Below are 25,877 nucleotides of genomic sequence, written 5' to 3' on the forward strand. Positions count from 1 at the left end.
TGAAATTTACTTTCATTATAACTAAATTCATTTACTACTTCATATGCTTGTTAGTAAAGTGAAACTTCCTTTCATTTGAAGGGTAATAAATTATAAGTATAGGAGGATTAATAAATGAAAGTTTTGTTCGTCTGTTCTGGAGGAATGTCCAGTGCAATTGTTGTAAACGCTTTAAAAAAAGAAGCGGAGAAAAATGGTGTGAACATGGAAGTGCATGCAATTGGAACGAATGAGGTAGAGGAAGAAGTAAAGAATGGCTGGGATGTCGTAATGGTGGCACCTCAAATAAGACACCGATTTGACTCTGTAAAAAAATTTGCAGAGGAGGAATCTATTCCGTGTGGCATCATACCGCCGCAAGCATACACACCGCTTGGTGGCCCGACTTTATTAAAAACTGTAAATGAATTAATAAGTTAGGGGGAAACGTTATGAATAAGTTTGTCACGTTTCTTGATAAAAACTTATCTGGACCGATGGCAAGGCTTTCTGAGCAGAGACATTTACAAGCAATCCGTGATGGAGTTATTTCGGCGTTACCATTTATTATAGTAGGAAGCTTCTTTTTAATAGTAGCATTTCCACCACTGCCGAAAGATAGTTTCATATCAGTTTGGGCATTAAAGAATCAAACAAGTATATTGATACCATATCGTTTAACCATGTTTATTATGTCTTTATATATCGCATTTGGAATAGGATATAATTTAGCGAAAAGTTATAAATTAGATGCTTTATCAGGAGCACAGCTCGCGGTATGTTCACTACTTTTAACATTAACGCCTGAGTTAATTGATAAAAAAGGATTCATGCTTCCGATGACAAATCTCGGAGGTCATGGATTATTTGTGACGATGATTGTTTCTATTTTATCCGTAGAGATTTTAAGATTTTGTAAGAAGAAAAATGTAATGATTAAAATGCCAGAACAAGTACCGCCATCTGTATCGCGTTCATTTGAAGCACTTATACCTGCAGCATTCGTTATTATTATAATGAGTCTAGTAACTGTCGTTTTTAGCATTGATTTACACCATGTTGTTGATAAATTAGCAGCACCATTAGTAAAAGCTGGGGATAGTTACTTCGGTGTAATGATTCCAGTGTTTTTAATTACGTTTTTTTGGTCATTCGGCATCCATGGTGTGTCGGTTGTTGGAACTGTTGCTCGGCCATTATGGGAAGTATATCTAGGGAAAAATGGTGAAGCAGTTGCTAGTGGAGCAGATCAGTTGCCATTTATTTCACCAGAGCCGTTATATCAATGGTTTATATGGATTGGCGGTTCTGGTGCGACGTTAGGGCTTGTATTAGCTATGATTGTATTTGGTCGATCGAAATATTCGAAAGCATTATCAAGAACTTGTATTGTTCCGGGTATTTTTAATATTAATGAACCAGTCATATTCGGATTACCGATTGTACTAAATCCAATTTTAATTATCCCATTTATCATTACACCACTTGTAACAGCAACTGTTGCATATTCAGCAACTGCGATGGGATTTGTAACACCAACGCATATTATGCCGCCATGGACACTACCTGCTCCAATTGGTGCATATTTAGCAACAGGTGGGGATTGGCGTGCGATTGTATTAGTTTTTATAAATATAGCAATATCGTTCCTTATTTATTTACCATTCTTTAAAATGTACGACAAAAATATGCTTGAAATTGAAAAAAATGGTGACGGGGAATCTGTTAATCCTTAATCTGCACGCTGTTATTTTGAGTGATAGACTTTTTGTCTATCACTTCTTTCACATTAAAACTAGAAAGGGGGAAATAGAATGAATATAAAATTTAGTTATAAAGGCGTATTTTTATTATTATTTGGAGTGATTTGTGCAAATTTACTTTTTGTCCCTTTATTAGGCATGCTAAATCTATCACAAATGCATAGTATCTGGCTTGTTACAAGTATTGCGGCAAGCGTTTTGCTTACGGTAGTTGTTTCTTTCATTGATGGATCGTTTGCATCGAAAGCTCAGTTGTTTTTTAGATTTATATTGTTTTCGATTGGTTGTACGTTCGTTAATTACATGCTTGTTTTTTAGTAAATAGGAGGTCATGCACGTTATGTATATTGCAGGGGTAATGTCTGGTACTTCATTAGATGGAATAGATGTAGCGCTCGTTCATATAGAAGGAAGTGGTGTAGATTCTAAAATCGAACTCATCCATTTTACTACTGTTCCATTTTGTAATGATATGAAAAATGAGATCCAACAAGCGTTATCAATTGAAACTTCGAATGTCCAACTTATATGTAGTTTAAATTTTAAACTTGGTTTATGCTTCGCCAATGCTGTAAAGGAAGTTTGTAAAGAGGCCAATTTTCCTTTGAGACAATTAGATTTAATAGGCTCTCACGGACAAACGATTTATCATCAGCCAAAGCAAGAAGGGAATATTATTTCTTCAACATTGCAAATTGGGGAACCAGCAGTAATAGCATATGAAACGAACACGACGGTTATCTCGAATTTCCGAACGATGGACATGGCGGCAGGGGGACAAGGTGCACCACTTGTACCATATTCAGAGATTATTTTATATCGACATCAAACTAAAAATAGACTACTACAAAATATTGGTGGGATTAGTAATGTTACAGTGGTTCCAAGTAAACGAAGTAAAGAGAGTGTTATTGCTTTCGATACTGGACCAGGCAACATGGTAATCGATGAAGTATGTCAAAGATTATTTCATGTACCATATGATCAAAATGGTTGGATTGCAAAGCAGGGGGTAGTTGTAGATGAAATTTTAACATACTGTATGAAGCATCCATTTTTGAACATGAAACCACCAAAATCAACAGGTAGAGAACAGTTTGGAGAAGCGTTTGTGACTGAATTATTGAATCGATTTGAAAAGCATAGTAAAGGAAATATATTGGCAACTGTCACGATGTTTACAGCATGTTCAATTGTTCATCATTATAAGGCGTTTATTTTGCCGTATTATGAAATTGATGAGGTGATTTTAGGTGGTGGTGGAAGTTATAATAATACACTTGTTGAAATGTTACGGAATGGATTAAGAGAAGAGAAATGTAGCATATGTATACAAGAAGATATTGGTCATTCTTCAGCAGCGAAAGAAGCAATTGCATTTGCTATTTTAGCAAACGAAACGTATCATCGTAATCCGAGTAATGTGCCGAGCGCAACAGGTGCTAAGAATTCCGTAATTTTAGGGAATATAACATTCCCTCCATACGCAGATGAAAATGAGGCGAACATATGAAGTATATGATTGGAGTAGATGGCGGGGGAACAAAGACCGAGGCAATTGCATTTGATAAAGACGGAAATGAACTTGTAAGAGCTACCGGTGGTTTTGGAAACATATTAATAGATTTTGAAGAAGCTCTTGTGCATATTATGGAAGCAATTAATCAATGCCAGAAGAGTTTAATAAATGGGCATTGTGTTTGTGTTTGTTTAGGATTAGCTGGTATAAGCGGAGCGAATACAAATGAATTAACATTACGTTTAAAAAAGAAATACGGAACAAAAATTGAAATTCTTAATGATGCAATGATCGCACATGCAGCTGCTTTAAAAGGTAAGGATGGAATATTAACTATAGGTGGTACAGGTGCAATTTGTATAGGAAAAAAAGGAGAAGTATATCAGTATAGCGGTGGATGGGGACATATTTTAGGAGATGAGGGGAGCGGATATTGGATTGCATTACAAGCTTTAAAGAAAATGGCAATTCAGTTCGATCAAGGAATCAGTCTTTGTCCATTGAGTTTGAATATTCAAAGGCAGTTTCAACTTTTGACACCGTCTCATATAAAAAGCTTAGTATATACTTCTTCTAAAGATAAAATTGCAGCAATCGCCCCATTAGTTATTCAGGAAGCGAGAGATGGCAATAATGATGCGCATGAAATTATGATGCAAGCTGGAAAGGAATTAGCAAGGATTACAGTAAATGTTTATAACAAGTTGAACTTTAAGCACTCAACGCCAATTGCAGTAAGTGGCAGTATATTGCGTTTAGTTCCTGAAATATTTGCTGTATTTAAGAAATGCTGTGAAGAAAGTATGAAAGAAATTACATTCGTATCACAAGCAGAAATGGCAGTGAAAGGAACATACCATTTAATGAGGGATATATATTTTTAAAATTAGCGCATGAGAATTTTTGTATGATTTGTAAAAATATGATGTTAAAATGTATAAAGGGATGTATGTTAAAAACGTACAATATACGTAGTAATTGAATATTGTATATGTATTCCCATGTAGAAAGTGAATGATTACATGATTAATAGTATGCAGTTTTTATATTTGGTGGCTTCTTATTTAATTGGAAACATATTGACCGCTTATATAGTAACAAAATTGAGACATAACGTTGATATTAGGGATGAAGGAAGCGGAAATCCTGGCGCAAGAAATATGGGGCGCGTATATGGAAAAGGGTATTTCATCGCTACATTTTTAGGGGATGCGATTAAAGGGGCAATCGTTGTTACTGTTGCAAAATATCTGTTTGAAGACCCTACATTCGTAATGTTAACATTATTGGCCGTTATTATTGGACATATTTACCCAGTTTTATTTAAAGGTAAGGGCGGTAAAGGTATTTCAACATTTATTGGAGGATTAATTGCATTTGATTATTTGATAGCGCTTACCCTCATAGGCATTTTTATTGTATTTTATTTAATATTCAAAGGGTTTACGAAGCCAGGACTAATTACGATTGCTTGTTTACCAATTTGTATGATTCTTTATTCTTATTCTGTTGTTACGACTATTTTAAGTGGAATGATTATTGTACTTATTCTATATGTAAATCGAGAATAAAATGAATGTTTAATAAGTGGGGATAATCTCCACTTATCATTTTTTATTAAATAGATAAAGGAGATAAGGCATGGGGTTAATTTATAAAGTTGCTGATCAAGATTGGGAATTTGAAAGTATACATAAATTAAATTATAAAACTTTTGTAGAAGAGATTCCGCAACATGAAGAAACGAAAGACCGGTTTCGTATAGATCGGTTTCATGAAGAAAATACATATTTAATTTGTTTAGATGAGGATAGATTAGTAGGTATGGTCGCGGTGCGGGGAAAACGACCATTCTCGTTAGATTATAAAATTTCAAATTTAGATGTTTATTTGCAAGAGCATGGAGAAAAAGTGTATGAAATTCGTTTACTTTCAGTAGAACGTGAATATAGGAATGGAAGAGCGTTGTTAGGATTAATCCGTTTTCTACATCGTTATTTGCTTCTAAATGGATATGAATTAGCACTCATTTCTGCAACAACACGTGAACTAGCTTTATATGAGCAAATGGGATTCAAAGTTTTCCATACGTTAGTTGGTACAGAAGAAGCGGCCTTTCAGCCAATGTATGTTACCCCTGCTATGTTTGAAGAGTCGAGTGTTGGGGGGATTATGACGAAAGAATATACGTTTTTACCTGGTCCAGTAGATATTGAAGAGAACGTTCGAAAGGCATTTTCTACGCGACCTATTTCCCATCGCACTAAGTCATTTCAAGTGATGATGGACAATGTGAAAAAACGGTTACTTCACATGACAAAAGCAAAACATGTACAGCTTATGTTAGGAACAGGGACGTTAGCAAATGATGCGATTGCTTTACAGTTACGTTCTTTAAAAGGGAAAGGACTAGTATTAACAAATGGGGAATTTGGTAATAGATTAGTTGGACATGCAAAACGAGCACGGTTACATTTTGATACGTATAAAAAGGAAATGGGAGATCCATTTATTTATACCGAATTAGAAGAAATTATGACAACTGGAAATTATGAATGGATTTGGTTTGTTCATCATGAAACATCTACTGGAATGTTAAACGATTTAAACGAGCTAAATACTCTTTGTAACGAGAATCAAATGAAACTGTGTGTAGATTGCATAAGCTCAATTGGAGCAATACCATTAGACTTGAAGGATGTGTATTTTGCAAGTGGTGTTAGCGGTAAAGCGATTAAATCATATACAGGAATTTCTTTCGTTTTTCATAACCACATTGTAAAAATAAACGAGGCTGTGCCGGCCTATATGGACATTGGCATGTATGAAGAAAATGAAAGTATTCCATACTCACAATCATGGAATTTAATTTATGCATTGCAAGAAGCGTTGAAGAGATTTGAAGATGAAAAGGCATTTGTAAAAATTAAAGAGACATATGATTATGTTGAAGAAGTTATTACTGCTATGGGTTTAAAGCTTGTTTCACCTAAAGAACATGCCGCGCCAATTATACTTACTATTGTATTGAGCGAAGATTATTCTTCTAAAGTAGTAGGCGATACATTAGCATTACAAGGATACATCGTTCATTATGAGTCATCTTATTTACAAAAGAATAATTGGATCCAAATTGCATGTTTAAATCATTATAAAGAACGCGATATGAAGAGGATGTTAAATTGTTTGCAAATGTGTTTATTTCAGAGTGGGGTACATATATAAAGACTTTTTCTTTTCGTATAAAGGAGCTACGACTTACGAAAACTTAGGAATAGAACATTGGAAGAGGTGTCAGTATGATAACTAGAAAACTACCATTACATATAGACGATATTAAAAAAGCTCACAAAATTCTAGATAGAAATGCTCGTAAAACGCCATTAGTAAAATCTTTTTACTTAACTAGTAAAACGGGTGGAGAAATTCATTTGAAATTAGAAAATATGCAATTAACGGGTTCTTTTAAATTTCGTGGCGCATTTAATAAAATGTCGCGGCTCACGGATCAAGAAAAAGAAAGAGGTGTAATTGCATGTTCAGCAGGTAATCATGCACAAGGAGTTGCATTATCTGCTCATTTACTCGGTATTAAGAGTAAAATTGTTATGCCAATTTCTGCACCTCAGGCAAAAGTTGAAGCAACAAAAGGATATGGATCTGAAGTGATTTTACATGGTGAAACCTTTGATGATGCAAAGGTAAAATGTGAAGAAATTATAAGGGAAACAGGTGAAACATACTTACATCCATATGATGATGTAGAGGTAATGGCTGGTCAAGGTACAATTGGATTAGACATTCTTGATGATATGTGGGATGTAGATACTGTCATTGTACCAATAGGTGGAGGCGGAATTATTTCTGGTATTTCTGTAGCATTGAAATCTTTTAATCCATCCATTAATATAATTGGTGTCCAAGCAGATAATGTTCATGGAATGAAGGCATCTTACGATAAAGGAGCAATCGTAGAACACTATGAGGCGCCTACTATTGCAGATGGTTGCGCAGTTAAAATACCAGGTGAATTAACATTTGAAATTGTAAAAGAATTAGTAGATGATATTGTAACTGTATCAGAAAAAGAGCTGGAAGTAGCGATGAAAGATTTATTACAACGTGGGAAAGCTGTTGTAGAAGGTGCAGGTGCATTAGCAACTGCTGCACTTCTTGCAGGAAAAGTTGATAGTTATATAAAAGGGAAAAAAGTAGTGGCTGTTATATCTGGTGGGAACGTGGACTTACAGCGCATATCAAGTGTATGTGAGCACTTTTTTGTCGCTAATGAAGTGAAATAGTTTTATGAAAGAAGAGCTAAGAGAAATGATTTTAGCTCTTACTTTTTGTCTACCGTTTACTGTAAGTAGAAATAAACTTGCAAAATTTGCTGTTTAAAAATTATTTTATTTAAGCGCCTATTTTTACACATATCTTTAATGTTATAATAATTATTTCAATATTGTCGAAACGTAAGCAGAAATTTAATATAATAGTTTTAATGTGCTAATGAGCGGTGAGGAGGGCAGGGCATGAATAAAGAAGAACAGGTCATGAACGGTTTCAGGGAATTATATAATAAGCTGGTTTGGCTTAATAAAGATAAGATGGAAGAGGGTCTTAAAGGTTTTAAGTCTTCTGAAGTCCACTGCATTGAATATATTGAAAACAATGCAGATTCTAACGTGACACAACTCGCAGAGGCTTTTTATGTGACTCGCGGTGCTATAAGTAGAATGACTAAGAAGCTCATACAAAAAGGCCTTGTTGAAAGCTACCAAAAGTCAGAAAATAAGAAAGAAATTTATTTTAGGCTTACCGAACAAGGGAAAGAAATTTATAAAATCCATGAAAATCTGCACAAAGAGTTTCAAGAGCGAGATAAAGCTGTATTTGAACAAGTAACTGAAGAAGAATTCAACAGTATAATTAGCTTTGTGGAAAAGTATAGTAGACATTTGGATGCAGAAATAAAGAAACAAGGTATACATATTAAATCGTAATATATTTTAATAATAAAGTGAAACTTTAATCAGTGGGGGGTCTTCATCTCCACTGATTATCAGCCCTCACCAATCGGGCTTTTACGGGCAGCCTTACTCTAATGAGAATAGGCTGCTTTTTTATTATTTTATTTTTGTTGACTAATCAACAAAAAAGAGTTATTATTTTGTTGACAAAGCAACATTTTTTAGGAGAGAAGTTAAATGTCTATATTTAGATCACAAAATGAAAGGAAAACTGAAAAAAACATAGATAAACATGCTTTACTATTCGGACTTATTTCTGTATTTCTTTGTGGTATAGGTTTCAGTATCATCATGCCTGTAGTCCCATTCTTAGTACAGCCATATACAAGTAATCCGGAAGAACAAGCATTGGTTGTTACACTACTAACTTCCGTATATGCGGCCTGCATGTTTTTAGCTGCACCAGTACTCGGAGCTTTAAGCGATAAGTATGGCCGTCGTCCACTACTTTTAATATGCTTATTTGGTTCTGCAATTGGGTACTTAGTTTTTGGAATAGGAGGAGCTTTATGGGTACTATTTGCTGGACGCATAATAGAAGGAATAACAGGCGGGAGCATAAGTACTATCTTCGCATATTTTGCAGACATCATTCCAAAAGAACAGAGAACGAAATATTTTGGATGGGTGAGTGCAGTTGTAGGTGCGGGAACTATCATTGGCCCAACCATTGGGGGGATACTTGCCAAGTTTGGTGATACTGTACCTATATATTTTGGTGCAATCATAACGTTAATAAATGTTGTATATGGGATCAAATATATGCCTGAGAGCCTTGAAAAAAATAATAGGTTGAAAGAGATTACTTTTGTAAGGTTAAATCCTTTTGTACAGCTAGCAAACATACTTTCCATGAAAAATTTAAAGTGGTTACTTGTCTCAGCGTTTTTACTTTGGATACCTAACGGATCTTTACAAGCAATTTTCACGCAATTTACAATGGATACTTTCAGTTGGAAACCTGCATTAATCGGACTTATGTTTTCAATTTTGGGCTTTCAAGACATTGTTTCACAAAGTTTTATCATGCCAAAGCTTTTGATCAAGCTTAGTGATAAACAAATAGCAATTCTTGGGATGGTTTCGGAGATTATAGGATACAGTTTTATTGCGGCATCAGCTTTGTTTTCACTCTATCCACTACTTATCGCTGGGATGCTGATGTATGGTTTTGGGGATTCAATTTTCGGACCTTCATTCAACGGGATGCTTTCAAAGTCTGTCAGTTCTAGTGAACAAGGAAGGATTCAAGGTGGAAGCCAATCTATTCAAGCTTTAGCAAGAATGATTGGTCCTATTCTTGGAGGACAAATCTATGTATCACTTGGTCATGCCGCACCTGCTTTTATGGGTGTGATCCTTATAGTCGCGGCAATAGCAGTTTTGTATAAGGGGACACATGCAACTGTATAACAGATAGAAATAAGAACAAATAAAAGGGTGCCAGAACTTAGGAACAAGTGCTGACACCCTATTTGTTTACGGTTTGAGGACTAAGAGAAATTCTTTTACTGTTTAGGAATTTATTCTGCAATGCTCTCATGGTAAATGACTAGATAGTTTCATTATGCTTGTGCTGAAGTAAATAATGACTCCATCTTTACTTTGCTCTTCTCTCGAATTTCAGCATCTGCGTGTCTCATAACGTATTTATGCGCTACAGCGATTGCTAAAACATCATCTAATAAGCCGATCCCAATAATAGCAGCTATATCTGGAATGAAATCAATTGCTAATACGTAATAAGATAAAGCGGCTAATATTATGAATTTCGCTTTAGTAGGTAATTCTTTCTTTTTCATTGTGTAGAATAAAATAATACTTTCATATACGCTGGATTTACCGAGGTTTACAGAGCTTTTTTTGAACTTTTTCCAAAGTGTCTGTTTCTCCATATAAACACTCCTTTTACAAAAACATAGATTTTTTAAAAGGATGGACAAAGAAGTGAGAGATTAATCAATTTTATTGTTTTTCTTAATTATATATTTCCATAAAAATAGGGGAATACCTGTTCAAAATAATATAATGTGGATTATGCAACGATTCACAGTGCTTCATTACATAGTATGCAAGTAGTATTTGTTAAATTAAACAATTTGCAAATGGTATCTATCTAAAGAAGATTTCACCAAAGGTTTTAATTACTTCTAAAAGGATAGGGATTGTACGTCTTATTAGTAAATCGCTGCAATATAAGATACATAATAGTAAAGATATATTACTGTAAATGAAGCTTATTTATGTAACACTCCATATTTTTACGATTAATGAACTAGCAACCTTATTCTGTCTATATTCTTCATTTGTAAAATTTTCACTACTGTATTATTGACGTACAATAAGGGTTAAATGTTTCTAAAAGGTTTTCTAAACACATAAAATTCCCAAATTGATACGGTGAGACTATAAAAAATAATAAATATATCTAATGCACTATTAAAATTTTTCCATATTATAGTATTAAGAATTGTATAAGGAGGTGGAAAAAGAATGGACGAGCGTGTACAACCACAACTTTCACCGCCATGGATCACATATTTTAACGAACTCAGAAATTCGGTAGGGGCTGATCCAACTGTAACAGTAGGTCCGCTAATACCGACTGATGGAAATTTTATTATTTTAGTACAAACTACGGATTTTGAAAAAGCGATTGCATTAGCTACACTTCTTAAACCTACAGTGCAATTTGGCAATGTAAATGTAACTATTGTTGTTAGTGTTATTGGGGATGGAATTGTAAACTCAATTCCTTGTCCTTTAGATGCTTTTGAAATTGCACACCTTTTTCAAGTAGCTTTAGAAAGCAACTTGTATTTTGAGCAAGTTGTTGTGCAGCCGCAGTTCCCAGGTGGAGCGAATGTTGTTTTTCCGGTTTTTGCTGCAAAAGTGATTCAGTTTTTTAATGATGATATTTCTAATCTATGCCAAACTTTCACAGAAGTCGCTGCAAAAGTTTTTCGTAATGTAATGAATGATGCTATATGCGGTATACCTATTTTATACTCTACAAGTTGTAGTACAAGCACTGAAAATGTATAATTTATTGATGAAGAAACTTTTCAAAAAAAAAGAAATACAACTAAATTTGTTTTATTAATTTAAAAGAGACATTTCTAATTTAAGGAGATGTCTCTTTTATTACATATGAAAATTACGAAACGGATACTTGTCCAATAAGGGTTAAATTCATTTATAAAAAGGAATAGCTTAGGTTAAGAGTGAAAACCCTGTATATGATTTTACAGACGAACTTGCTAACACATATATATAATATCTTTGGTATACCACATTTAAAAATAGAATTAACCAATAAAAAACGTTAAAACAAAATACTGATAAAAATTTTAAAAATATGTATAGTGAAATGTATATGGACGAAGTGGTTATTATTAAATATTGAATAGGTGGTATGGGGGAAGGAAAATGAAAATAATAGAACTACCAATTGAATTCGAATTTAATGGGCAAAAACAATGTATTTATCCAAGTTTAATTATAGTACATAATGAATTAACGTTAGTCGATACAGGATATCCAAGTTTTTTACCTTTAATTGAAAATGCAATATTAAAACATGGATATGAGATGAAAAACTTAAAGAATATAATTATTACCCATTATGATGATGATCATCTAGGGACTTTATATGATTTCAAATTGAAATATCCTCAAATTAATATTATTGCTAGTGAAATTGAATCTAACTATATTAGTGGTGATATAAAATCAGAGAGGTTAGTTCAAGCTGAAGAAATGTTAGAACGTATGCCAAATGAAGAAAAAGAATTTGGTAAATGGTTTATACAACAGTTAAAAAATATAAAACATATTTCCGTCGATGAAAAAGTGCATGATGGTCAAATGATTTTGAATAATGAATGTCAAATAGTAGCGACGCCAGGACATACTTCGGGGCATATTTCATTATATTTTCCGAATTTAGATTGTGTAATTACGGGAGATGCGGCTGTTCAAGAGAATCGTGAGTTAGTAATAGCTAATCCGAATTTTTGTTTGGATATAGAAAAAGCGAAACAGTCTTTAAATAGGATTAAAAGTTTTAAAGCAGCACAGTATTATTGCTATCATGGAGGAAAGCTTACTGTATAAATTAATGAAAACCGGTCTTTCCTAAATCGAAAAGATCGGTTTTTTAGTTCATATATTTTACGATTTCAACCAAATCAGTAACATTATATTTCGGTAAAATTGAAATATATATGTAAAGAAGAATATATATAATTTGAGCAAGGGTATAGGGGGGAGAAGATGGGTTCGTTATTTGATGTAATAGCAGATATCATTTTATTTTATCCTCGAAATGACATGAAATTGAAACACCATATCGCAAAATTAAGTGAATTAGAGTGGTTTCGAAATCTACATGAAGATCCGAAGTATACAAGTTTAATTTGGAGTAATAGAAAAATTAAGAAGTTCATTTTGTCTTCTACTAACATGGAAGCATTAATAAAATCTGAGAAAAAGCAAAAAGATTTTGTTCATCTAGTACAGGATGAATATAAAAAAAGAAGATAAGAATTTTTTTATTTTTCATATTTGGCGAAACAAATGGTACAATGAAAGCTAATGTGAAAAATAAGGAAAAGAAGTGGTCTATTTGAAAAACTTTTTAGAATTAGGAATTAGTGAAACTTTTAATCATACATTACGTGAAAATGGAATTACAGAAGCAACACCAATTCAAGAGAAGGCAATTCCTGTTATTCTGTCAGGTAAAGATATTATTGGGCAGGCGAAAACAGGAACGGGTAAAACGTTAGCATTCGTGTTACCGATTTTAGAAAAAATCGATCCAGAGTGTAGTGATGTTCAGGCCTTAATTGTTGCACCAACAAGGGAACTAGCTCTGCAAATTACAACTGAAATTAAAAAAATGCTTGTTCAAAGAGAAGATATTAATGTACTAGCGATTTATGGTGGGCAAGATGTAGCACAACAATTGAGAAAATTAAAAGGTAATACACATATTGTTGTTGCAACACCAGGACGATTATTAGATCATATACGACGTGAAACAATTGATTTAAGTAATCTTTCAACGATTGTACTAGATGAAGCGGATCAAATGCTTTATTTTGGTTTCTTATATGATATTGAAGATATTTTAGATGAGACACCAGGTAGTAAACAAACGATGTTATTCTCAGCAACGATGCCAAAAGATATTAAAAAATTGGCGAAGCGTTATATGGATGAACCGCAAATGATTCAAGTACAAAGTGAAGAAGTAACGGTTGATACAATTGAGCAGCGTGTCATTGAGACGACAGATCGTGCAAAGCCAGATGCACTTCGTTTTGTTATGGATCGTGATCAGCCATTTTTAGCTGTTATTTTCTGTCGTACAAAGGTTAGAGCAAGTAAGCTTTATGATAATTTAAAAGGACTAGGTTATAATTGTGCTGAACTTCATGGTGATATACCTCAAGCGAAACGTGAAAGAGTTATGAAGAGTTTCCGCGAAGCTAAAATTCAGTACTTAATCGCAACGGATGTAGCAGCTCGTGGACTTGATGTAGATGGTGTAACGCACGTATTTAATTTTGATATCCCTGAAGATGTAGAAAGTTACATTCACCGCATTGGCCGAACAGGACGTGCAGGTGGATCAGGTCTTGCAATTACGTTCGTTGCAGCGAAAGATGAAAAACATTTAGAAGAAATTGAAAAAACGCTTGGTGCACCAATACAAAGAGAAATAATCGAACAACCGAAGATAAAACGTGTAGATGAAAATGGAAAACCGGTACCAAAGCCGGCTCCAAAGAAGTCAGGTCAAAATCGTCAAAGAGATAGCCGCGAAGGTTCAAGAAGTGAATCAAGACGTGATTCGAGAAATAGCTCGAGAAGTGATTCAAGAAATAGTTCGAGAAATGAAAATAACCGATCATTTAATAAGCCAAGTAATAAAAAAGGTAGTACAAAGCAAGGTCAGCAAAGACGTGGTCGTTAAATAGTTATAATTGTAAAAGAGTCCCGAAATATTGTGGCTCTTTTTTTTGTTTGTATACAACAAGGATGATGGCAAGAAAAAATTTCATTCACCGTATTTGAAATTTATAAAGGGAATTTTATAGTTCAAAACCAGTAGAGAAAGGGTATTACTGTCATTCAGCAGAACACTTTGGTTAAAAGAAAAGGTATTGAAGCGAGCGAGTATTTTCATTATACATTCCGCAATTATCGAAATAGAACAAGAGAAGTTTATGAAGGATTAAACTCGTATTGGTGTACGATCGTTGGAAACTGGAAAACTAATTTGTTAGTTTTTATCGATGAGGAACTCGAGAAGCACCACTGCCATCCTTATGGGGAAATTGCTTACGACGACGATGAAGGTAATGTAGTGATAATATGCGAAATAAGAAAAAAGGACTAGCAGTCGTACCTGCCGTCCTTTAATAGGAGAAAAAGTAATCTTGTTTAGAACTACGCATAAACAGAAAATCTGCTTGTAATTAGTTTTACCCTAAATATACGTGTCTATACAAAAAAGGGATAAGTAAAAAATACTTATCCCCGGAAGGGAAATCCCAAGTACCAAAATGGCTCGTATTGGTCTGCAGGTTCAAAAGTAGTATATGTAAAACGAAAAATCTCATACAAAAAGCAGACAACGATTTTGGTTGTCTGCCAGTGAGTTCAATGAGTTAGCTAATTGTGATAATTTGCATCCCCATTGCGAGAAGAGTGAAGCTGCTAGTTCAAACAGCTTGTTGGTATTATTTTCGATTTCTTAAAAAATATACATCAAAAGAAAGAGGTATTAGCCATGGACACGGCAGCTTGAAAGTAGTATGTATTTTTATTTGAAAAATATTCAAGGGGTGAAGAAACATGGAATGTTTAATAAAGGTGTTTGTTTTATTAATCAGTTAATTAATAAAACAAAATAGTTATTTGGGAGAAAGGGAAAATGAATATGAGATGAATTGAAGCTGTTGAAAAATTACTTGAAGTGATGAAAGAATGCTTTTGGAACGGAACATCTTTAAAGGGTGAAGCTAATGATTTTAATATTGTATCTTGGCTGATTGAAGAAGCGACGCGTAAAACAAAATAAAAATTTCATTTTGTAGCAAAGGGGAATAGATATGTGTACTTATTGGGGAAAAGTAGATAAAGAGTTCTTTAAGAGGCAAGAACCGGAACAAAATAAAAGAGCAGCTAGCAAAAGCTAACTGCTCAATACAAGGAGATACAGAGAAGACTACTTTAAATGAATGTTGGCATACAGCCCACATTCAGTATTGACCGAATATTTATTTTAAATTCAATTTATTTAAAGTAAACATCCCAACAGATAAAATGGTTGCGCCTGCTACAGAACCTAGCCAGTCTCTCCAGCCTAATGTATTTAAAGATACATATGTTAAATCCGTAATTAAGAAGATAGTAAACATTAATACACCAAATGCTAAGCATCCCCAAAATGTTTGCAAATATTTAATCATCTTCTTTCGGAACTTGCTCATATAAATCACCCTTATTAATAATTTATATTTTTATAAATAAATTATTATATATAAAAAAATAAAAGTACGAAATATGCAATATTACATATTGGAACTCAACAAAATACTCCATTGATAAGTACATAGATCGAACGGAGGCATCGTTCTTTTCCTAAAATGAAAGGTGACGATAAGAAACATGAGATACGTTTTAAACAAATTGAGCGGACGTTAAAAAATAAAAATTTATAAAGGAAATAGAAAGTATGGTGTTGTATATGTACGATAATAGGAAACTTTTTGCAAACTAAACATATAATTTTAATAGACCGACAGTCGGTCTGGTAGGAAGGAGAACTTGAATGCGAATTGTAAAGGAGTATGAGGAGCGTAGAAAGGAAATTTTAGAAACAGCTGAGCGTTTGTTTCTTACGAAAGGTTATACGAAAACAACCGTGAATGATATTTTAAAAGAAATTGGTATAGCAAAGGGGACGTTTTATCATTATTTTAAGTCGAAGGAGGAAGTAATGGATGAAATCATTATGAGGATTATTAAAGAGGATGTCACTAAGGCGAAAAGGATTGTCTCCAATCCCGATATCCACGTTTTAGATAAGTTATTTAAAATTTTAATGGAACAATCACCAAAATCAGGAGATGTCAAAGAAAAAATGATTGAACAATTCCATCAACCAAATAATGCAGAAATGCATCAGAAAAGTTTAGTGCAATCCATTATACATTTATCTCCTGTATTAACGGAAGTTTTAGAGCAAGGAATAGAAGAAGGCATATTTTATACTCCATACCCACAAGAAACAATTGAATTATTACTCTCTTCAGCACAAGTCATATTTGATGATGGTTTATTTCAGTGGAAACCGGAAGAAATGATGAGAAGAGCTAAGGCTTATATTAAAATGATGGAAGTATCTGTTGGAGCGAAAGAAGGGTCCTTTGATTATATGATCGAGGTTTTAATGAAACAGAAATAGCTTTTTTCTGTTTGGGTGTTATAGACCGGCAGTCGGTCTAGACTAAATGAAGGATGTGATGAGGATGCCAGCAAGTATTCAATCTTCCTTGAAAGATTTTCACTTAATGGTAAGTGGTCAAATTATTACTATTTTAGGTTCAACACTATTACGTTTTGCACTGTCTTTATATGTGCTAGATATAACAGGACGTGCCGATATATTTGCAGGGTTATATGCCATAACGAGTATCCCGTTTTTGTTAGCTCCTCTTGGCGGAGCGATAGCAGATCGTTTCAACCGCCGTAATGTAATGGTCATTTTGGATTTTATAAACGCTGCTATTGTATTAAGCTTTATAGTTTTGTTATTAACTGAATCGGTATCTATTTTATTGATTGGAACAATTATGTTTTTACTAGCAGTCGTTAGTGCAATGTACGCACCAGTTGTTATGGCAAGTATTCCGCAATTAGTTCCAGAGAAAAAGTTAGAACAAGCAAACGGTATCATAAATGGTGTGCAAGCATTATCTAATATAGTTGCACCTGTACTAGGAGGAATATTATATGGCATAATTGGTTTGAAAATGCTCGTCATAATAAGTTGTCTTGCTTTCTTTTTATCTGCAATTTTAGAAATGTTTATTACAATACCTTTTATAAAAAGAGCGCAAGAAAGCCATATCATACCGACAATTATAAAAGATATGAAAGAAGGTTTTCTTTATGTTTTAAAGCAACCTTTTATTTTGAAGGCTATGTTACTTGCAGCTTTACTAAACTTAATTTTGACACCGTTATTTGTTGTTGGAGGACCTATTATATTACGAGTAACTATGCAGAGTAGCGATACGATGTATGGAATTGGAATGGGATTAATTGATTTTGCAACCATATTAGGGGCATTGTCAATCGGTTTCTTTGCTAAAAAGTTACAGATGAAAACATTATATAATTGGATGCTTATCATAGCTTTATTAGTTATACCAGTGGCACTATCAGTTACACCGTTTACTCTTAATTTAGGATACTATCCACCATTTATCCTCTTTATACTTTCTTCTCTTCTAATCGCAATGATTATGACAATTGTATCCATCTATGTGATTACTGTAGTCCAAAAGAAAACACCAAATGAAAATCTAGGAAAAGTAATGGCAATTATAACAGCGGTATCTCAATGTATGGCACCAATTGGGCAAGTCGTATATGGTTTTATGTTTGAAGGATTCAGTACGAAAATTTATTTACCTATATTAGCTATAAGTTTCATAATGATAATAATAGCGGTGGTGACGAAGAAAATATTAAGAAATGAAGGGAACTAGCTTCATATGCTTAGAGTATTAGCGAAACCCAATCCTAATCAATTCTTTGTCTAATATCCAGTAATAAAAACTGGCTGCATCAACGTCAACTAATGATTGGAATACTTTATCAAGATTTGTACTTACTACAGGGATTTCATAGTTATCCCATATTATAAAAATCTGTTCGTCAAAATCTAGTTGGTTTGCTCTAATAAGGGAAATTAGTTGTTCTTTGTTCGAAGCTATGAATTGGTTATCTATCTGTTCCCAATCTATTCTTCCCGAGACAGTTATAGGAAATGAATTCATTAAAATAATAGCAATCTGCTGGCTTTTTTCTTGGGAGAAAATGAGAGTTTCGTTTCCTAGGGATTCAAGGCGTTCACTAAACAAAGGGTTTGTGTCATTGTTGTTTTTGGTTTTCAGTGCTCTTAACTTTTGTCGCAATTTCCATTGTCTTGACGATCTATCATCCATTTTTAACATTCCTTATACAATTATTTAATAATGAGTATAGCATATAAGGGAAGTCTTTATGAAAAGGAACTTTTTAAATATAAATTAAATAAAAGCGTTATTTGAAAAAAAGCCTTTTAAGGAAAGATAAGAGGCCATCAAAAAATATAACAACATGAAAATTTTATATTATGTATATACAATTTAAAGAGTTAGTGGAAATAATAAAATGTATAAAATTCTTATAAAAAAGCCCTAGGATTAGGGGATCTAGGGCTTCCTCTGTTGGTATATCTCACACGACATTATAAAAAGAAAAGAACTTAATGAAGGTAACACATGAATGTTTCGTAAATGTATCAAAAAAGTGAACAAAAGCGTTATTTTATTAGAAAAGTATGATTGTATGAAATAACATGTATGAAAGAAGAGGCGTTAGCAAAAATATCCCTTAACGAAATCGGCTTTATTTTTCAGCAAAGTAACCTTCTTAAGTGACTCATGTTGTATAGGTAGCAGAGAAAACAGAAAGAGTTCTTTTTATGGAGGACGGAGAAGTTGTTAGTGAAATACAACTAGGCAAGTTTAGGAATGATGATTTAAAAGCGCGAGAAGAGAAATTGTTAAAATGGTTAGCTGTACTCGGATTTTAAAGACAAAAACTCCTATTGAATATAGGAGTTTTTTCTTTGTTTGAAAGTTCGAAAAGATATATAATAATTTTCTGACTATTAATTTATGGAGGGGTATTAATGAAAACTGAAACGTTACACACACAAGAAGACATTTTAAAAATGCTTGATTCATTATTAAGACCTGCAGAACCATTTTGGAATGATTTTTATGAGAATAGAGAAAAGGATGTTCCGTTTTTTGAAAATGTTCCAGATGAGAATCTAGTTTCGTATATACAAAAAGAGAGAGTTTCAAAAGGGAAGGTATTAGAACTTGGATGTGGTCCAGGTAGAAATGCCATTTATTTAGCGACTCAAAGATTTGATGTAACAGCAGTGGATTTATCTGTAGAAGGCATTAATTGGGCTAAAGAAAGGGCATTGGCAAAAGGGGTAGTGATTCAATTTTTAATTTAGAGGTTCAAAACGAATTTGATTTTGTATACGATTCGGGCTGTTTGCATCACATTCCACCGCATAGAAGAATAAATTATGTGGATTTAATTAAAAACTCATTAAAATCGGGTGGTTATTTCGGATTAACATGTTTTGCGGCAGGCGATTTAGATGAGCGAAATGGATCGGAAATAACAGATTGGGATGTATATAGAGGATGGAGTCTACAAGGTGGTCTTGCATACTCGGAAGAAAAGTTAAGAGAGATATTTAAAGAATTTGAGGTAATTGAGATTAGAAGGATGAAACAAATGAAACAACCGAAAGAAATGTTTGGAGAATCATTTCTTTGGACAGCATTATTTAAGAAGAAATAATAAAGTAGATAATTGACAAACTCATCGTTTTTATAGACAATACACTTATAGGAATGTACGTTCGGTTTTTTGCCGACTTATGTTTTACATAAATATATAACAAGGGGCTGTCTCCATATGAGTAACACAAATCAAAAAATTACTACGTTTTTAATGTTTGAAGGCAAAGCTGAGGAAGCAATGAATTTTTATACGTCGCTATTTGATCAATCGGAAATTGTAAGTATTTCTCGCTACGATGAAAATGGAGGACCTGGTAAAGAGGGAACTGTAATTCATGCAACTTTTACGCTAAATGGCCAAGAGTTTATGTGTATTGATAGTTATGTAAATCATAATTTTACATTCACTCCAGCTATGTCTCTTTATGTAACTTGTGAGACAGAAGAAGAAATTGAAACGGTCTTTCATAAACTAGCGCAGGATGGAGCAATTCTCATGCCTTTAGGTTCTTATCCGTTTAGTAAAAAGTTTGGCTGGTTAAATGATAAGTATGGTGTATCTTGGCAGTTAACTCTTGCTGAATAAAAAAGAAAAAGCATAGCTTATTTGTTTAATGGATTTAGTTAAAAGCTTGAAAAATGAAATAACATAAAAAAGCGTTCCAACTGTCAACAGATTTGGAATGCTTTTTTTGTGTCTTTTTAGAATTTTTAGTAATTATTAGTGTTTATCTGTTAATATAAATATGGACAACTATGTATGAACTATCAGGCCGGTTAATAGAAAAAGGAAAGCATAAATAGTTAATAAGTTTACACTTAAAATCCAACTAGATCGTTAGGAGGACTAATCGCAATGGATATTACACAACAAAACAGTAATGCATGGGATAAGAAGGTTGAAGAAGGTTCTAGATACACGCAGCCTGTAAGTAGCGAGGTTATTGAGAAAAGCAAATCAGGTGAATGGGAGATTACAGTCACTACGGAAAAATCAGTTCCTAGAAAGTGGTTTCCAAAGTCATTAGATGGATTAAAGATACTTTGCTTAGCATCAGGTGGCGGACAACAAGCACCTGTTCTAGCTGCTGCTGGAGCAGATGTAACAGTTACTGATATATCTAAGAAGCAATTGGAACAAGATGAAAAGGTAGCAAAACGGGATGGTTTGACTTTGAAAACAGTACAAGGAGATATGTCAGACCTTGGTGATTTTGAGGATGAATATTTTGATATTGTTATAAATCCTGTTTCTAATTTGTTTGTAAAAGATGTTCATCTTGTATGGAATGAAGTTTCTAGGGTTTTAAAGAATAAAGGTATTCTTATTGCTGGATTTACAAATCCGTTACTATGGATTTTTGATGATAACCAAGAGCAAAAAGGTATTCTTGATGTTAAACATTCAATTCCTTCATCAACATTGGATTATTTACCAGAGGATGAAGTTCAAGATTACATCGATTCAAATCAAACAATAGAATATGCGCATACTTTAGAAGACCAAATCCAAGGCCAAATTGAAGCTGGTTTTGCTATAACAGGTTTTTATGAGGATGATTTTGGTGGAACAAGGATATTAGATAAGCATATTAAAACATTTATTGCGACAAAAGCTATAAAGTTAAAGATGGATTAAGAATTTTTGCTTGTCGCACGGGGCGTTAGTCGAAGAACGCTCTTAAAATAGAAAAGGATGGTGCTTTCCATCCTTTTCCTTATGTATTTTGAGTGTCGAAACTATTCTCAAAACAAGTTTTACACTACCAATTGTATAATTAGGTTATGCTTTTATATTAAGAATTTTGCTGACCAAATCTTTTTCCAAGTTTAGCTAACAATTCAGGTTGATCGCTTTGGCTCATTATAACTTCAATGAAGATAAGTTGATTCTTATTAAAAGTTATATTTGTAAAGACTGCTGCTAATTCTGCTTCATTTTCTACTTTAAATGTTAGACTTTTTTCTTCTGCCCCAAATACCATTGATAGTTTATTGTAATCCCACATTTGTATATCATTATAAAGTTGGTTTTGGCCGTGAATGGCACGTTCAACAGTGTATCCGTTGTTATTGATTAAAAATATAATTGGTTTTAAATTTTGACGTAATATAGTTGATAACTCTTGGGCAGTTACTTGGAAAGAACCATCACCAATAATTAAAATGTTGCGCCGTGATAAATTGGCGAGCTGTGTACCAAGTAGAGCGGGCAGTGTATATCCAATAGATCCCCATAACGGTTGTCCTACATATGCAGTGTTATTAGGTAGAGGGATAGCAGCACTACCAAAGAAAGGTGTTCCTTGCTCTACAATTAAGACGTCGTTTTCTTGTAAGAAATGGTACATTTGCTGCCAAAAACGTTTTTGTGTGACCATTTGTGCTTTTGGATTGAACTCTTCAGTAAAAGGTGATGGTGCTGAAATAAATGGCTTAATTTCAAGAGTATCTTTATTACGATGCGCAATTGAATCACTTAAATGTTGTAAAACATCCTGCATTACAACTGGACCGTATTTTTTATCTATAATTTTCACAGTGTAGGGATGGATTTCTATAACTTGTTCTTTTGTAAAACCTTGTGTGAAGCCGCCTGTAATAGTATCAGTTAACTTCACACCAATACTAATAATACAATCAGATTCATCAATTCTTTTTCTCAAGTACGGAGAACTTACATCACCAGTATAAATCCCTATAAATTGAGGGTGTTTTTCTGGGAATATTCCTTTTCCCATACTTAACGTCGCGATGGGAAACCCAGTTTTTTCTACAAATTGATGTAAATTTTCTTTAGCGTGAAATCGATCTACTTCAAAATCAGCTAAAATTACAGGTTTTTTGGCGTTATTTATTATTGAAGTGGCATGTAGTAGCATTATTTTATCCAACGCTTCTTTATTACTTAAAATCGGTTTATATAAAATTGGTTCTGTAGGTTTATTAATTGGTTTATTATATACATCAATCGGCAAATTAATATGAACCGGGCGTTTTTCATTCCAACATGCGCGTAAAACACGGTCAATTTCCTCAGCAGCATGCTCAGGTGTTACATTTGTTTGTGCCACAGTGATTTCTCGATACATATTGGAAAAGTGATCGAACTTTCCATCGCCTAACGTATGATGAACGATTGCTCCATTTTCCATTACTTTTGTTGGTGGCGTACCCGTGATTTTTATAACTGGCACGTTTTCCGCATATGAGCCAGCAATACCGTTAATAGCGCTTAATTCTCCAACTCCGAAAGTAGTAATAAGAGCAGCGATTCCTTTTATGCGAGCGTACCCATCTGCTGCATATGCAGCATTTAATTCGTTACAATTGCCAATCCACTTTAAATTTTCATGTGCTACCACATCATCTAAAAAGGCAAGATTATAATCACCAGGAACCCCAAATATATGTTCAATTCCTAATTCATGTAGTCTATCCAATAAATATGTACTTACAGTATATTGTTTTTTCAAATGAATCATCTCCTAATTATGCAATGAATGTTTCAATAGACTAAATAAGTTCTAATGCGTTGATTAAAATATTCATTACTAGATTGTGGTATAATTTACATACAGGGGGAAAGTAGATGACACAACATAAAGAAGAACAGATGAATGAGGCATTAGCATTATTTTATTTTGCATATAAAACATTTACTGAAAAGCCAGATGAAATTATAAAAGAATATGGCATTCAACGAGTACATCATCGAATTTTATTTTTTATCGCACGTTTTCCAGGGATAAGTGTAAATGAGTTATTATCACTATTAGAAATAAGTAAACAAGCTCTCCACGGACCGCTACGTCAACTTGTGGAAAAGGGCTTAATTGAGAGTAATGAAGCTATGCATGATCGACGTGTGAAACAGTTGTCTTTAACAGAAAAAGGTACAGATTTAGAGAAAAAACTGAGTGATGTACAAAGACAACAAATGGGTGCTATTTTTTCAAAATTTGGTGAATCATGTGAGGACAATTGGCACCAAGTTATGAATGAAATGGCAAATAGCCGATCAGGTTTTGATGCTTGGATATCCAAACGTGAAATACCAGTCGATCAAAAATAATGAAAAAACTTCTGTTTTTATCGTTTGAAAAAGAACAAATTTTATCCATACATTTGGCAACTATGATTTGGTCATAGAGTGAATGGATAAAAAGATACATTACTAGATACTTTATACGTGTACGCAATGGAACAATAAAATTCACATTTCCGAAAGGGGAATTATAATGATAAAACTTGTACTTATTCGTCACGGACAAAGCTTATGGAATCTTGAAAATCGCTTTACGGGATGGACAGATGTTGATCTATCAGAGAATGGATTAAGTGAAGCGAGAGAAGCAGGAGCAATATTAAAGAAAAACGGATATACTTTTGATGTGGCTTATACATCAGTATTAAAACGCGCAATTCGGACGTTATGGATTGTACTTCATGAGATGGATCTTACTTGGGTTCCAATACATAAATCTTGGAAGCTAAATGAAAGACATTATGGTGCATTGCAAGGGCTGAATAAAGATGAAACTGCACAAAAATATGGTGAGGAGCAAGTTCATATTTGGAGAAGAAGTGTTGATGTAAGACCACCGGCTCTTACTGAAGACGATCCTCGATATGAAGCGACCGATCCAAGATATAAAACACTCAAAAAAGGTGAATTTCCATTAACTGAATGTTTAGAGGATACGGAGAAGAGAGTACTTGCTTATTGGCATTCAGAAATTGCGCCGACATTAAAAAGTGGTAATAAAGTAATTATTTCATCACACGGTAACACAATTCGCTCGCTAGTAAAATATTTAGACAACCTTTCAAGTGATGGTGTAGTTTCATTAAATATTCCCACTAGCATTCCGCTTGTTTATGAATTAGACGAAAACTTACGTCCGATTCGTCATTATTATTTAAGTATGGATGGAGAAGTACCTGAAGGGGAAATTCCGAAACATATTTCTTTTTAATACGAAAATTTGAAATGAATGCTTGTCTACATATACAATATAGACTCATGGTAAAGTGAAATTTTAATCAGTAGGGGTCTTATTTCCCACAAATAACAGGATAAAAGACGTGGTACTTTCTAATATATATGCGATGTAGCTAATTTTAGAAGCTTGTCCACGTCTTTTGTCATAAAGAGAGCAGCTTGCGCATGTAATGATATCGTGAGTAGTTTTTGAATGGAGGGTGATGTGATTAATGATCTCTAACATTCGAATTGGCTTATTTGTTTTAGCGATTGTCTTTGTAGTCCTTGTTTTCTTTTATTGGAAAAATGAGGAGTTGTACGAGGAGAAAAAGCAACGTATTAGAAAGACTTGGTATGGTTTGTTTATCATATCTGTCACCGTGTATTTCATGATAAAAGGAATTGATTTAACCCTCTGGAAAAATCTTTTAATGTTTACTGCAATGGTTATTTTTGTTGATATTGCGTTCATTTTAACGCCTAATATTTCAGAAATATGGGGTGCGAAATTTAGCGATATTGGCAAGACAGTTCAATCAATAAAACGATCATTAATTGCATCTAAAGCGAGAGGGGAAATATACACGACAATTATTCAAAATGTTAATCCAGCAGTATTCGGTACGATGGAATGGCATACGGAAGAGGAATATACAAAGAGCTTAAATGCATTTTTAGATTCATATGGGGAAAAGATTGGCGCGAAAATTGTTGTTTTTGAAGCGGCGAAGGAATTAAATACAAACTTTCGTGGTATTCGCTCGCAATTTAGTATTATCGTTCCGTTAGAACATATCGAGCAATTGAATGAGCAGAAAGCGGTGCAAGTAGAAAATGTCGGGATTATACCAGCAAAAATAGTAAGTGACGTTTTCATTGTTATTGATGGAAAGAAAAATAACCTGCAAGATCGGGATTTTGAAAATGTATATAATTTAACAATACATCATAGTTATTTTAGTAAATAAGGACAGAATCTTT

The 25,877-nt window shown here is 33.6% G+C and carries 25 protein-coding genes and 2 pseudogenes; 23 read left to right on the forward strand and 4 right to left on the reverse strand.

All coding sequences use genetic code 11. The features are described 5' to 3' along the window. Nucleotides 1-114: 114 nt before the first annotated feature. From ACUL40_RS04020 to ACUL40_RS04065, 10 genes are all read left to right on the forward strand, one after another. Nucleotides 115-420, forward strand: coding sequence for a PTS sugar transporter subunit IIB (locus tag ACUL40_RS04020; RefSeq protein ID WP_000865907.1), 306 nt, complete (start codon nucleotides 115-117; stop codon nucleotides 418-420). An 11-nt stretch (nucleotides 421-431) separates the two neighbouring features. Further along, on the forward strand, nucleotides 432-1,715 hold the full coding sequence (locus ACUL40_RS04025; RefSeq protein ID WP_001032280.1) for a PTS sugar transporter subunit IIC: 1,284 nt from the start codon (nucleotides 432-434) through the stop codon (nucleotides 1,713-1,715). 78 nt (nucleotides 1,716-1,793) lie between these two features. Then, entirely contained in the window at nucleotides 1,794-2,060 is a 267-nt protein-coding gene (locus tag ACUL40_RS04030) for a hypothetical protein (RefSeq protein WP_445423026.1), read from the forward strand. A gap of 22 nt (nucleotides 2,061-2,082) precedes the next feature. Beyond that, nucleotides 2,083-3,255 (forward strand): anhydro-N-acetylmuramic acid kinase AnmK, encoded by a 1,173-nt coding sequence (gene anmK, locus ACUL40_RS04035; protein ID WP_229171669.1) that lies wholly within the window; start codon nucleotides 2,083-2,085, stop codon nucleotides 3,253-3,255. Continuing rightward, on the forward strand, nucleotides 3,252-4,145 hold the full coding sequence (locus ACUL40_RS04040) for a BadF/BadG/BcrA/BcrD ATPase family protein (RefSeq protein WP_048656577.1): 894 nt from the start codon (nucleotides 3,252-3,254) through the stop codon (nucleotides 4,143-4,145). Before anmK ends, ACUL40_RS04040 begins: the two co-directional genes overlap by 4 nt. Nucleotides 4,146-4,283: 138 nt before the next feature. After that, nucleotides 4,284-4,832 carry a glycerol-3-phosphate 1-O-acyltransferase PlsY gene (gene plsY / locus ACUL40_RS04045; protein WP_000610875.1) on the forward strand — a complete coding sequence of 183 codons (549 nt, stop codon included), beginning with the start codon at nucleotides 4,284-4,286 and terminating at the stop codon, nucleotides 4,830-4,832. Nucleotides 4,833-4,902: 70 nt separating this feature from the next. Beyond that, nucleotides 4,903-6,486: an aminotransferase class V-fold PLP-dependent enzyme gene (locus ACUL40_RS04050; RefSeq protein ID WP_063245733.1), complete on the forward strand. Its 1,584-nt coding sequence runs from the start codon at nucleotides 4,903-4,905 to the stop codon at nucleotides 6,484-6,486. 74 nt (nucleotides 6,487-6,560) lie between these two features. Beyond that, a complete protein-coding gene (gene tdcB, locus ACUL40_RS04055) occupies nucleotides 6,561-7,562 on the forward strand; it encodes a bifunctional threonine ammonia-lyase/L-serine ammonia-lyase TdcB (protein WP_000632959.1) in 1,002 nt (333 codons plus the stop codon). A gap of 231 nt (nucleotides 7,563-7,793) precedes the next feature. Next, on the forward strand, nucleotides 7,794-8,264 hold the full coding sequence (locus ACUL40_RS04060) for a MarR family transcriptional regulator (RefSeq protein ID WP_001030904.1): 471 nt from the start codon (nucleotides 7,794-7,796) through the stop codon (nucleotides 8,262-8,264). Nucleotides 8,265-8,468: 204 nt separating this feature from the next. Then, nucleotides 8,469-9,704, forward strand: coding sequence for an MFS transporter (locus ACUL40_RS04065; protein WP_063245734.1), 1,236 nt, complete (start codon nucleotides 8,469-8,471; stop codon nucleotides 9,702-9,704). Between the two features lie 152 nt (nucleotides 9,705-9,856). Here ACUL40_RS04065 and ACUL40_RS04070 read toward each other — a convergent pair whose 3' ends face one another. Further along, the gene (locus tag ACUL40_RS04070) at nucleotides 9,857-10,186 is read right to left on the reverse strand and encodes a YkvA family protein (RefSeq protein ID WP_016081636.1); all 330 of its coding nucleotides are present in this window, start codon (nucleotides 10,184-10,186) and stop codon (nucleotides 9,857-9,859) included. Between the two features lie 598 nt (nucleotides 10,187-10,784). Here ACUL40_RS04070 and ACUL40_RS04075 point away from each other — a divergent pair. The 4 genes from ACUL40_RS04075 to ACUL40_RS04090 all read left to right on the forward strand — a co-directional run bounded on the left by ACUL40_RS04075 (nucleotide 10,785) and on the right by ACUL40_RS04090 (nucleotide 14,274). Then, entirely contained in the window at nucleotides 10,785-11,336 is a 552-nt protein-coding gene (locus ACUL40_RS04075; RefSeq protein ID WP_063245735.1) for a hypothetical protein, read from the forward strand. A gap of 384 nt (nucleotides 11,337-11,720) precedes the next feature. Then, nucleotides 11,721-12,407, forward strand: a complete 687-nt coding sequence (locus ACUL40_RS04080; RefSeq protein WP_098126148.1) for an MBL fold metallo-hydrolase — start codon at nucleotides 11,721-11,723, stop codon at nucleotides 12,405-12,407. Between the two features lie 159 nt (nucleotides 12,408-12,566). Continuing rightward, complete coding sequence (locus ACUL40_RS04085) at nucleotides 12,567-12,836, forward strand: hypothetical protein (protein WP_063245736.1); 270 nt, start codon at nucleotides 12,567-12,569, stop codon at nucleotides 12,834-12,836. A gap of 73 nt (nucleotides 12,837-12,909) precedes the next feature. Next, complete coding sequence (locus ACUL40_RS04090) at nucleotides 12,910-14,274, forward strand: DEAD/DEAH box helicase (RefSeq protein WP_002182751.1); 1,365 nt, start codon at nucleotides 12,910-12,912, stop codon at nucleotides 14,272-14,274. Between the two features lie 1,309 nt (nucleotides 14,275-15,583). Here ACUL40_RS04090 and ACUL40_RS04095 read toward each other — a convergent pair. Beyond that, complete coding sequence (locus tag ACUL40_RS04095) at nucleotides 15,584-15,796, reverse strand: hypothetical protein (RefSeq protein ID WP_048656585.1); 213 nt, start codon at nucleotides 15,794-15,796, stop codon at nucleotides 15,584-15,586. A gap of 341 nt (nucleotides 15,797-16,137) precedes the next feature. Between ACUL40_RS04095 and ACUL40_RS04100 the strand changes: the two genes are divergently transcribed. Together ACUL40_RS04100 and ACUL40_RS04105 are read left to right on the forward strand one after the other, a co-directional pair. Beyond that, the gene (locus ACUL40_RS04100; RefSeq protein ID WP_001223578.1) at nucleotides 16,138-16,773 is read left to right on the forward strand and encodes a TetR/AcrR family transcriptional regulator; all 636 of its coding nucleotides are present in this window, start codon (nucleotides 16,138-16,140) and stop codon (nucleotides 16,771-16,773) included. A gap of 64 nt (nucleotides 16,774-16,837) precedes the next feature. Further along, entirely contained in the window at nucleotides 16,838-18,082 is a 1,245-nt protein-coding gene (locus tag ACUL40_RS04105) for an MFS transporter (protein WP_017658000.1), read from the forward strand. Between the two features lie 18 nt (nucleotides 18,083-18,100). Here ACUL40_RS04105 and ACUL40_RS04110 read toward each other — a convergent pair whose 3' ends face one another. Continuing rightward, on the reverse strand, nucleotides 18,101-18,541 hold the full coding sequence (locus ACUL40_RS04110; protein ID WP_445423025.1) for a CDI toxin immunity protein: 441 nt from the start codon (nucleotides 18,539-18,541) through the stop codon (nucleotides 18,101-18,103). A gap of 491 nt (nucleotides 18,542-19,032) precedes the next feature. On the opposite strand from ACUL40_RS04110, the pseudogene ACUL40_RS04115 reads away from it, so the two are divergent. The 4 genes and pseudogenes from ACUL40_RS04115 to ACUL40_RS04130 all read left to right on the forward strand — a co-directional run. Beyond that, nucleotides 19,033-19,173 (forward strand): annotated as a pseudogene (locus ACUL40_RS04115) (ABC transporter ATP-binding protein); the annotation flags it as partial. Between the two features lie 99 nt (nucleotides 19,174-19,272). Further along, nucleotides 19,273-19,967, forward strand: a pseudogene (locus tag ACUL40_RS04120) (class I SAM-dependent methyltransferase). Between the two features lie 117 nt (nucleotides 19,968-20,084). Then, entirely contained in the window at nucleotides 20,085-20,495 is a 411-nt protein-coding gene (locus tag ACUL40_RS04125) for a VOC family protein (RefSeq protein WP_445423024.1), read from the forward strand. A 270-nt stretch (nucleotides 20,496-20,765) separates the two neighbouring features. After that, on the forward strand, nucleotides 20,766-21,548 hold the full coding sequence (locus ACUL40_RS04130; RefSeq protein WP_000355673.1) for a class I SAM-dependent methyltransferase: 783 nt from the start codon (nucleotides 20,766-20,768) through the stop codon (nucleotides 21,546-21,548). Between the two features lie 157 nt (nucleotides 21,549-21,705). On the opposite strand, the gene ACUL40_RS04135 is transcribed toward ACUL40_RS04130, so the two are convergent. Beyond that, a complete protein-coding gene (locus tag ACUL40_RS04135) occupies nucleotides 21,706-23,385 on the reverse strand; it encodes an alpha-keto acid decarboxylase family protein (protein WP_445423023.1) in 1,680 nt (559 codons plus the stop codon). A gap of 116 nt (nucleotides 23,386-23,501) precedes the next feature. Here ACUL40_RS04135 and ACUL40_RS04140 point away from each other — a divergent pair, with 116 nt between their 5' ends. The 3 genes from ACUL40_RS04140 to ACUL40_RS04150 all read left to right on the forward strand — a co-directional run bounded on the left by ACUL40_RS04140 (nucleotide 23,502) and on the right by ACUL40_RS04150 (nucleotide 25,864). Further along, on the forward strand, nucleotides 23,502-23,984 hold the full coding sequence (locus ACUL40_RS04140; protein WP_000191888.1) for a MarR family winged helix-turn-helix transcriptional regulator: 483 nt from the start codon (nucleotides 23,502-23,504) through the stop codon (nucleotides 23,982-23,984). Nucleotides 23,985-24,150: 166 nt separating this feature from the next. Next, nucleotides 24,151-24,888: a 2,3-diphosphoglycerate-dependent phosphoglycerate mutase gene (gpmA, locus tag ACUL40_RS04145; protein WP_000594152.1), complete on the forward strand. Its 738-nt coding sequence runs from the start codon at nucleotides 24,151-24,153 to the stop codon at nucleotides 24,886-24,888. Between the two features lie 238 nt (nucleotides 24,889-25,126). After that, complete coding sequence (locus tag ACUL40_RS04150; protein ID WP_000624977.1) at nucleotides 25,127-25,864, forward strand: type II toxin-antitoxin system SpoIISA family toxin; 738 nt, start codon at nucleotides 25,127-25,129, stop codon at nucleotides 25,862-25,864. The last annotated feature ends 13 nt before the right edge of the window (nucleotides 25,865-25,877 follow it).

It is taken from the genome of Bacillus sp. KNSH39 (genome assembly GCF_052656585.1).

Coding starts and splice junctions, on each gene's coding strand:
- ACUL40_RS04125 (WP_445423024.1), top strand. CDS start 20,085: ATGAGTAACACAAATCAAAAAATTACTACGTTTTTAATGTTTGAAGGC.
- ACUL40_RS04060 (WP_001030904.1), top strand. CDS start 7,794: ATGAATAAAGAAGAACAGGTCATGAACGGTTTCAGGGAATTATATAAT.
- ACUL40_RS04095 (WP_048656585.1), bottom strand. CDS start 15,796: ATGAGCAAGTTCCGAAAGAAGATGATTAAATATTTGCAAACATTTTGG.
- ACUL40_RS04100 (WP_001223578.1), top strand. CDS start 16,138: ATGCGAATTGTAAAGGAGTATGAGGAGCGTAGAAAGGAAATTTTAGAA.
- gpmA (WP_000594152.1), top strand. CDS start 24,151: ATGATAAAACTTGTACTTATTCGTCACGGACAAAGCTTATGGAATCTT.
- ACUL40_RS04085 (WP_063245736.1), top strand. CDS start 12,567: ATGGGTTCGTTATTTGATGTAATAGCAGATATCATTTTATTTTATCCT.
- ACUL40_RS04150 (WP_000624977.1), top strand. CDS start 25,127: ATGATCTCTAACATTCGAATTGGCTTATTTGTTTTAGCGATTGTCTTT.
- ACUL40_RS04080 (WP_098126148.1), top strand. CDS start 11,721: ATGAAAATAATAGAACTACCAATTGAATTCGAATTTAATGGGCAAAAA.
- ACUL40_RS04075 (WP_063245735.1), top strand. CDS start 10,785: ATGGACGAGCGTGTACAACCACAACTTTCACCGCCATGGATCACATAT.
- ACUL40_RS04110 (WP_445423025.1), bottom strand. CDS start 18,541: ATGGATGATAGATCGTCAAGACAATGGAAATTGCGACAAAAGTTAAGA.
- ACUL40_RS04025 (WP_001032280.1), top strand. CDS start 432: ATGAATAAGTTTGTCACGTTTCTTGATAAAAACTTATCTGGACCGATG.
- ACUL40_RS04030 (WP_445423026.1), top strand. CDS start 1,794: ATGAATATAAAATTTAGTTATAAAGGCGTATTTTTATTATTATTTGGA.
- ACUL40_RS04050 (WP_063245733.1), top strand. CDS start 4,903: ATGGGGTTAATTTATAAAGTTGCTGATCAAGATTGGGAATTTGAAAGT.
- ACUL40_RS04065 (WP_063245734.1), top strand. CDS start 8,469: ATGTCTATATTTAGATCACAAAATGAAAGGAAAACTGAAAAAAACATA.
- tdcB (WP_000632959.1), top strand. CDS start 6,561: ATGATAACTAGAAAACTACCATTACATATAGACGATATTAAAAAAGCT.
- ACUL40_RS04040 (WP_048656577.1), top strand. CDS start 3,252: ATGAAGTATATGATTGGAGTAGATGGCGGGGGAACAAAGACCGAGGCA.
- ACUL40_RS04020 (WP_000865907.1), top strand. CDS start 115: ATGAAAGTTTTGTTCGTCTGTTCTGGAGGAATGTCCAGTGCAATTGTT.
- ACUL40_RS04140 (WP_000191888.1), top strand. CDS start 23,502: ATGACACAACATAAAGAAGAACAGATGAATGAGGCATTAGCATTATTT.
- ACUL40_RS04130 (WP_000355673.1), top strand. CDS start 20,766: ATGGATATTACACAACAAAACAGTAATGCATGGGATAAGAAGGTTGAA.
- plsY (WP_000610875.1), top strand. CDS start 4,284: ATGATTAATAGTATGCAGTTTTTATATTTGGTGGCTTCTTATTTAATT.
- anmK (WP_229171669.1), top strand. CDS start 2,083: ATGTATATTGCAGGGGTAATGTCTGGTACTTCATTAGATGGAATAGAT.
- ACUL40_RS04070 (WP_016081636.1), bottom strand. CDS start 10,186: ATGGAGAAACAGACACTTTGGAAAAAGTTCAAAAAAAGCTCTGTAAAC.
- ACUL40_RS04105 (WP_017658000.1), top strand. CDS start 16,838: ATGCCAGCAAGTATTCAATCTTCCTTGAAAGATTTTCACTTAATGGTA.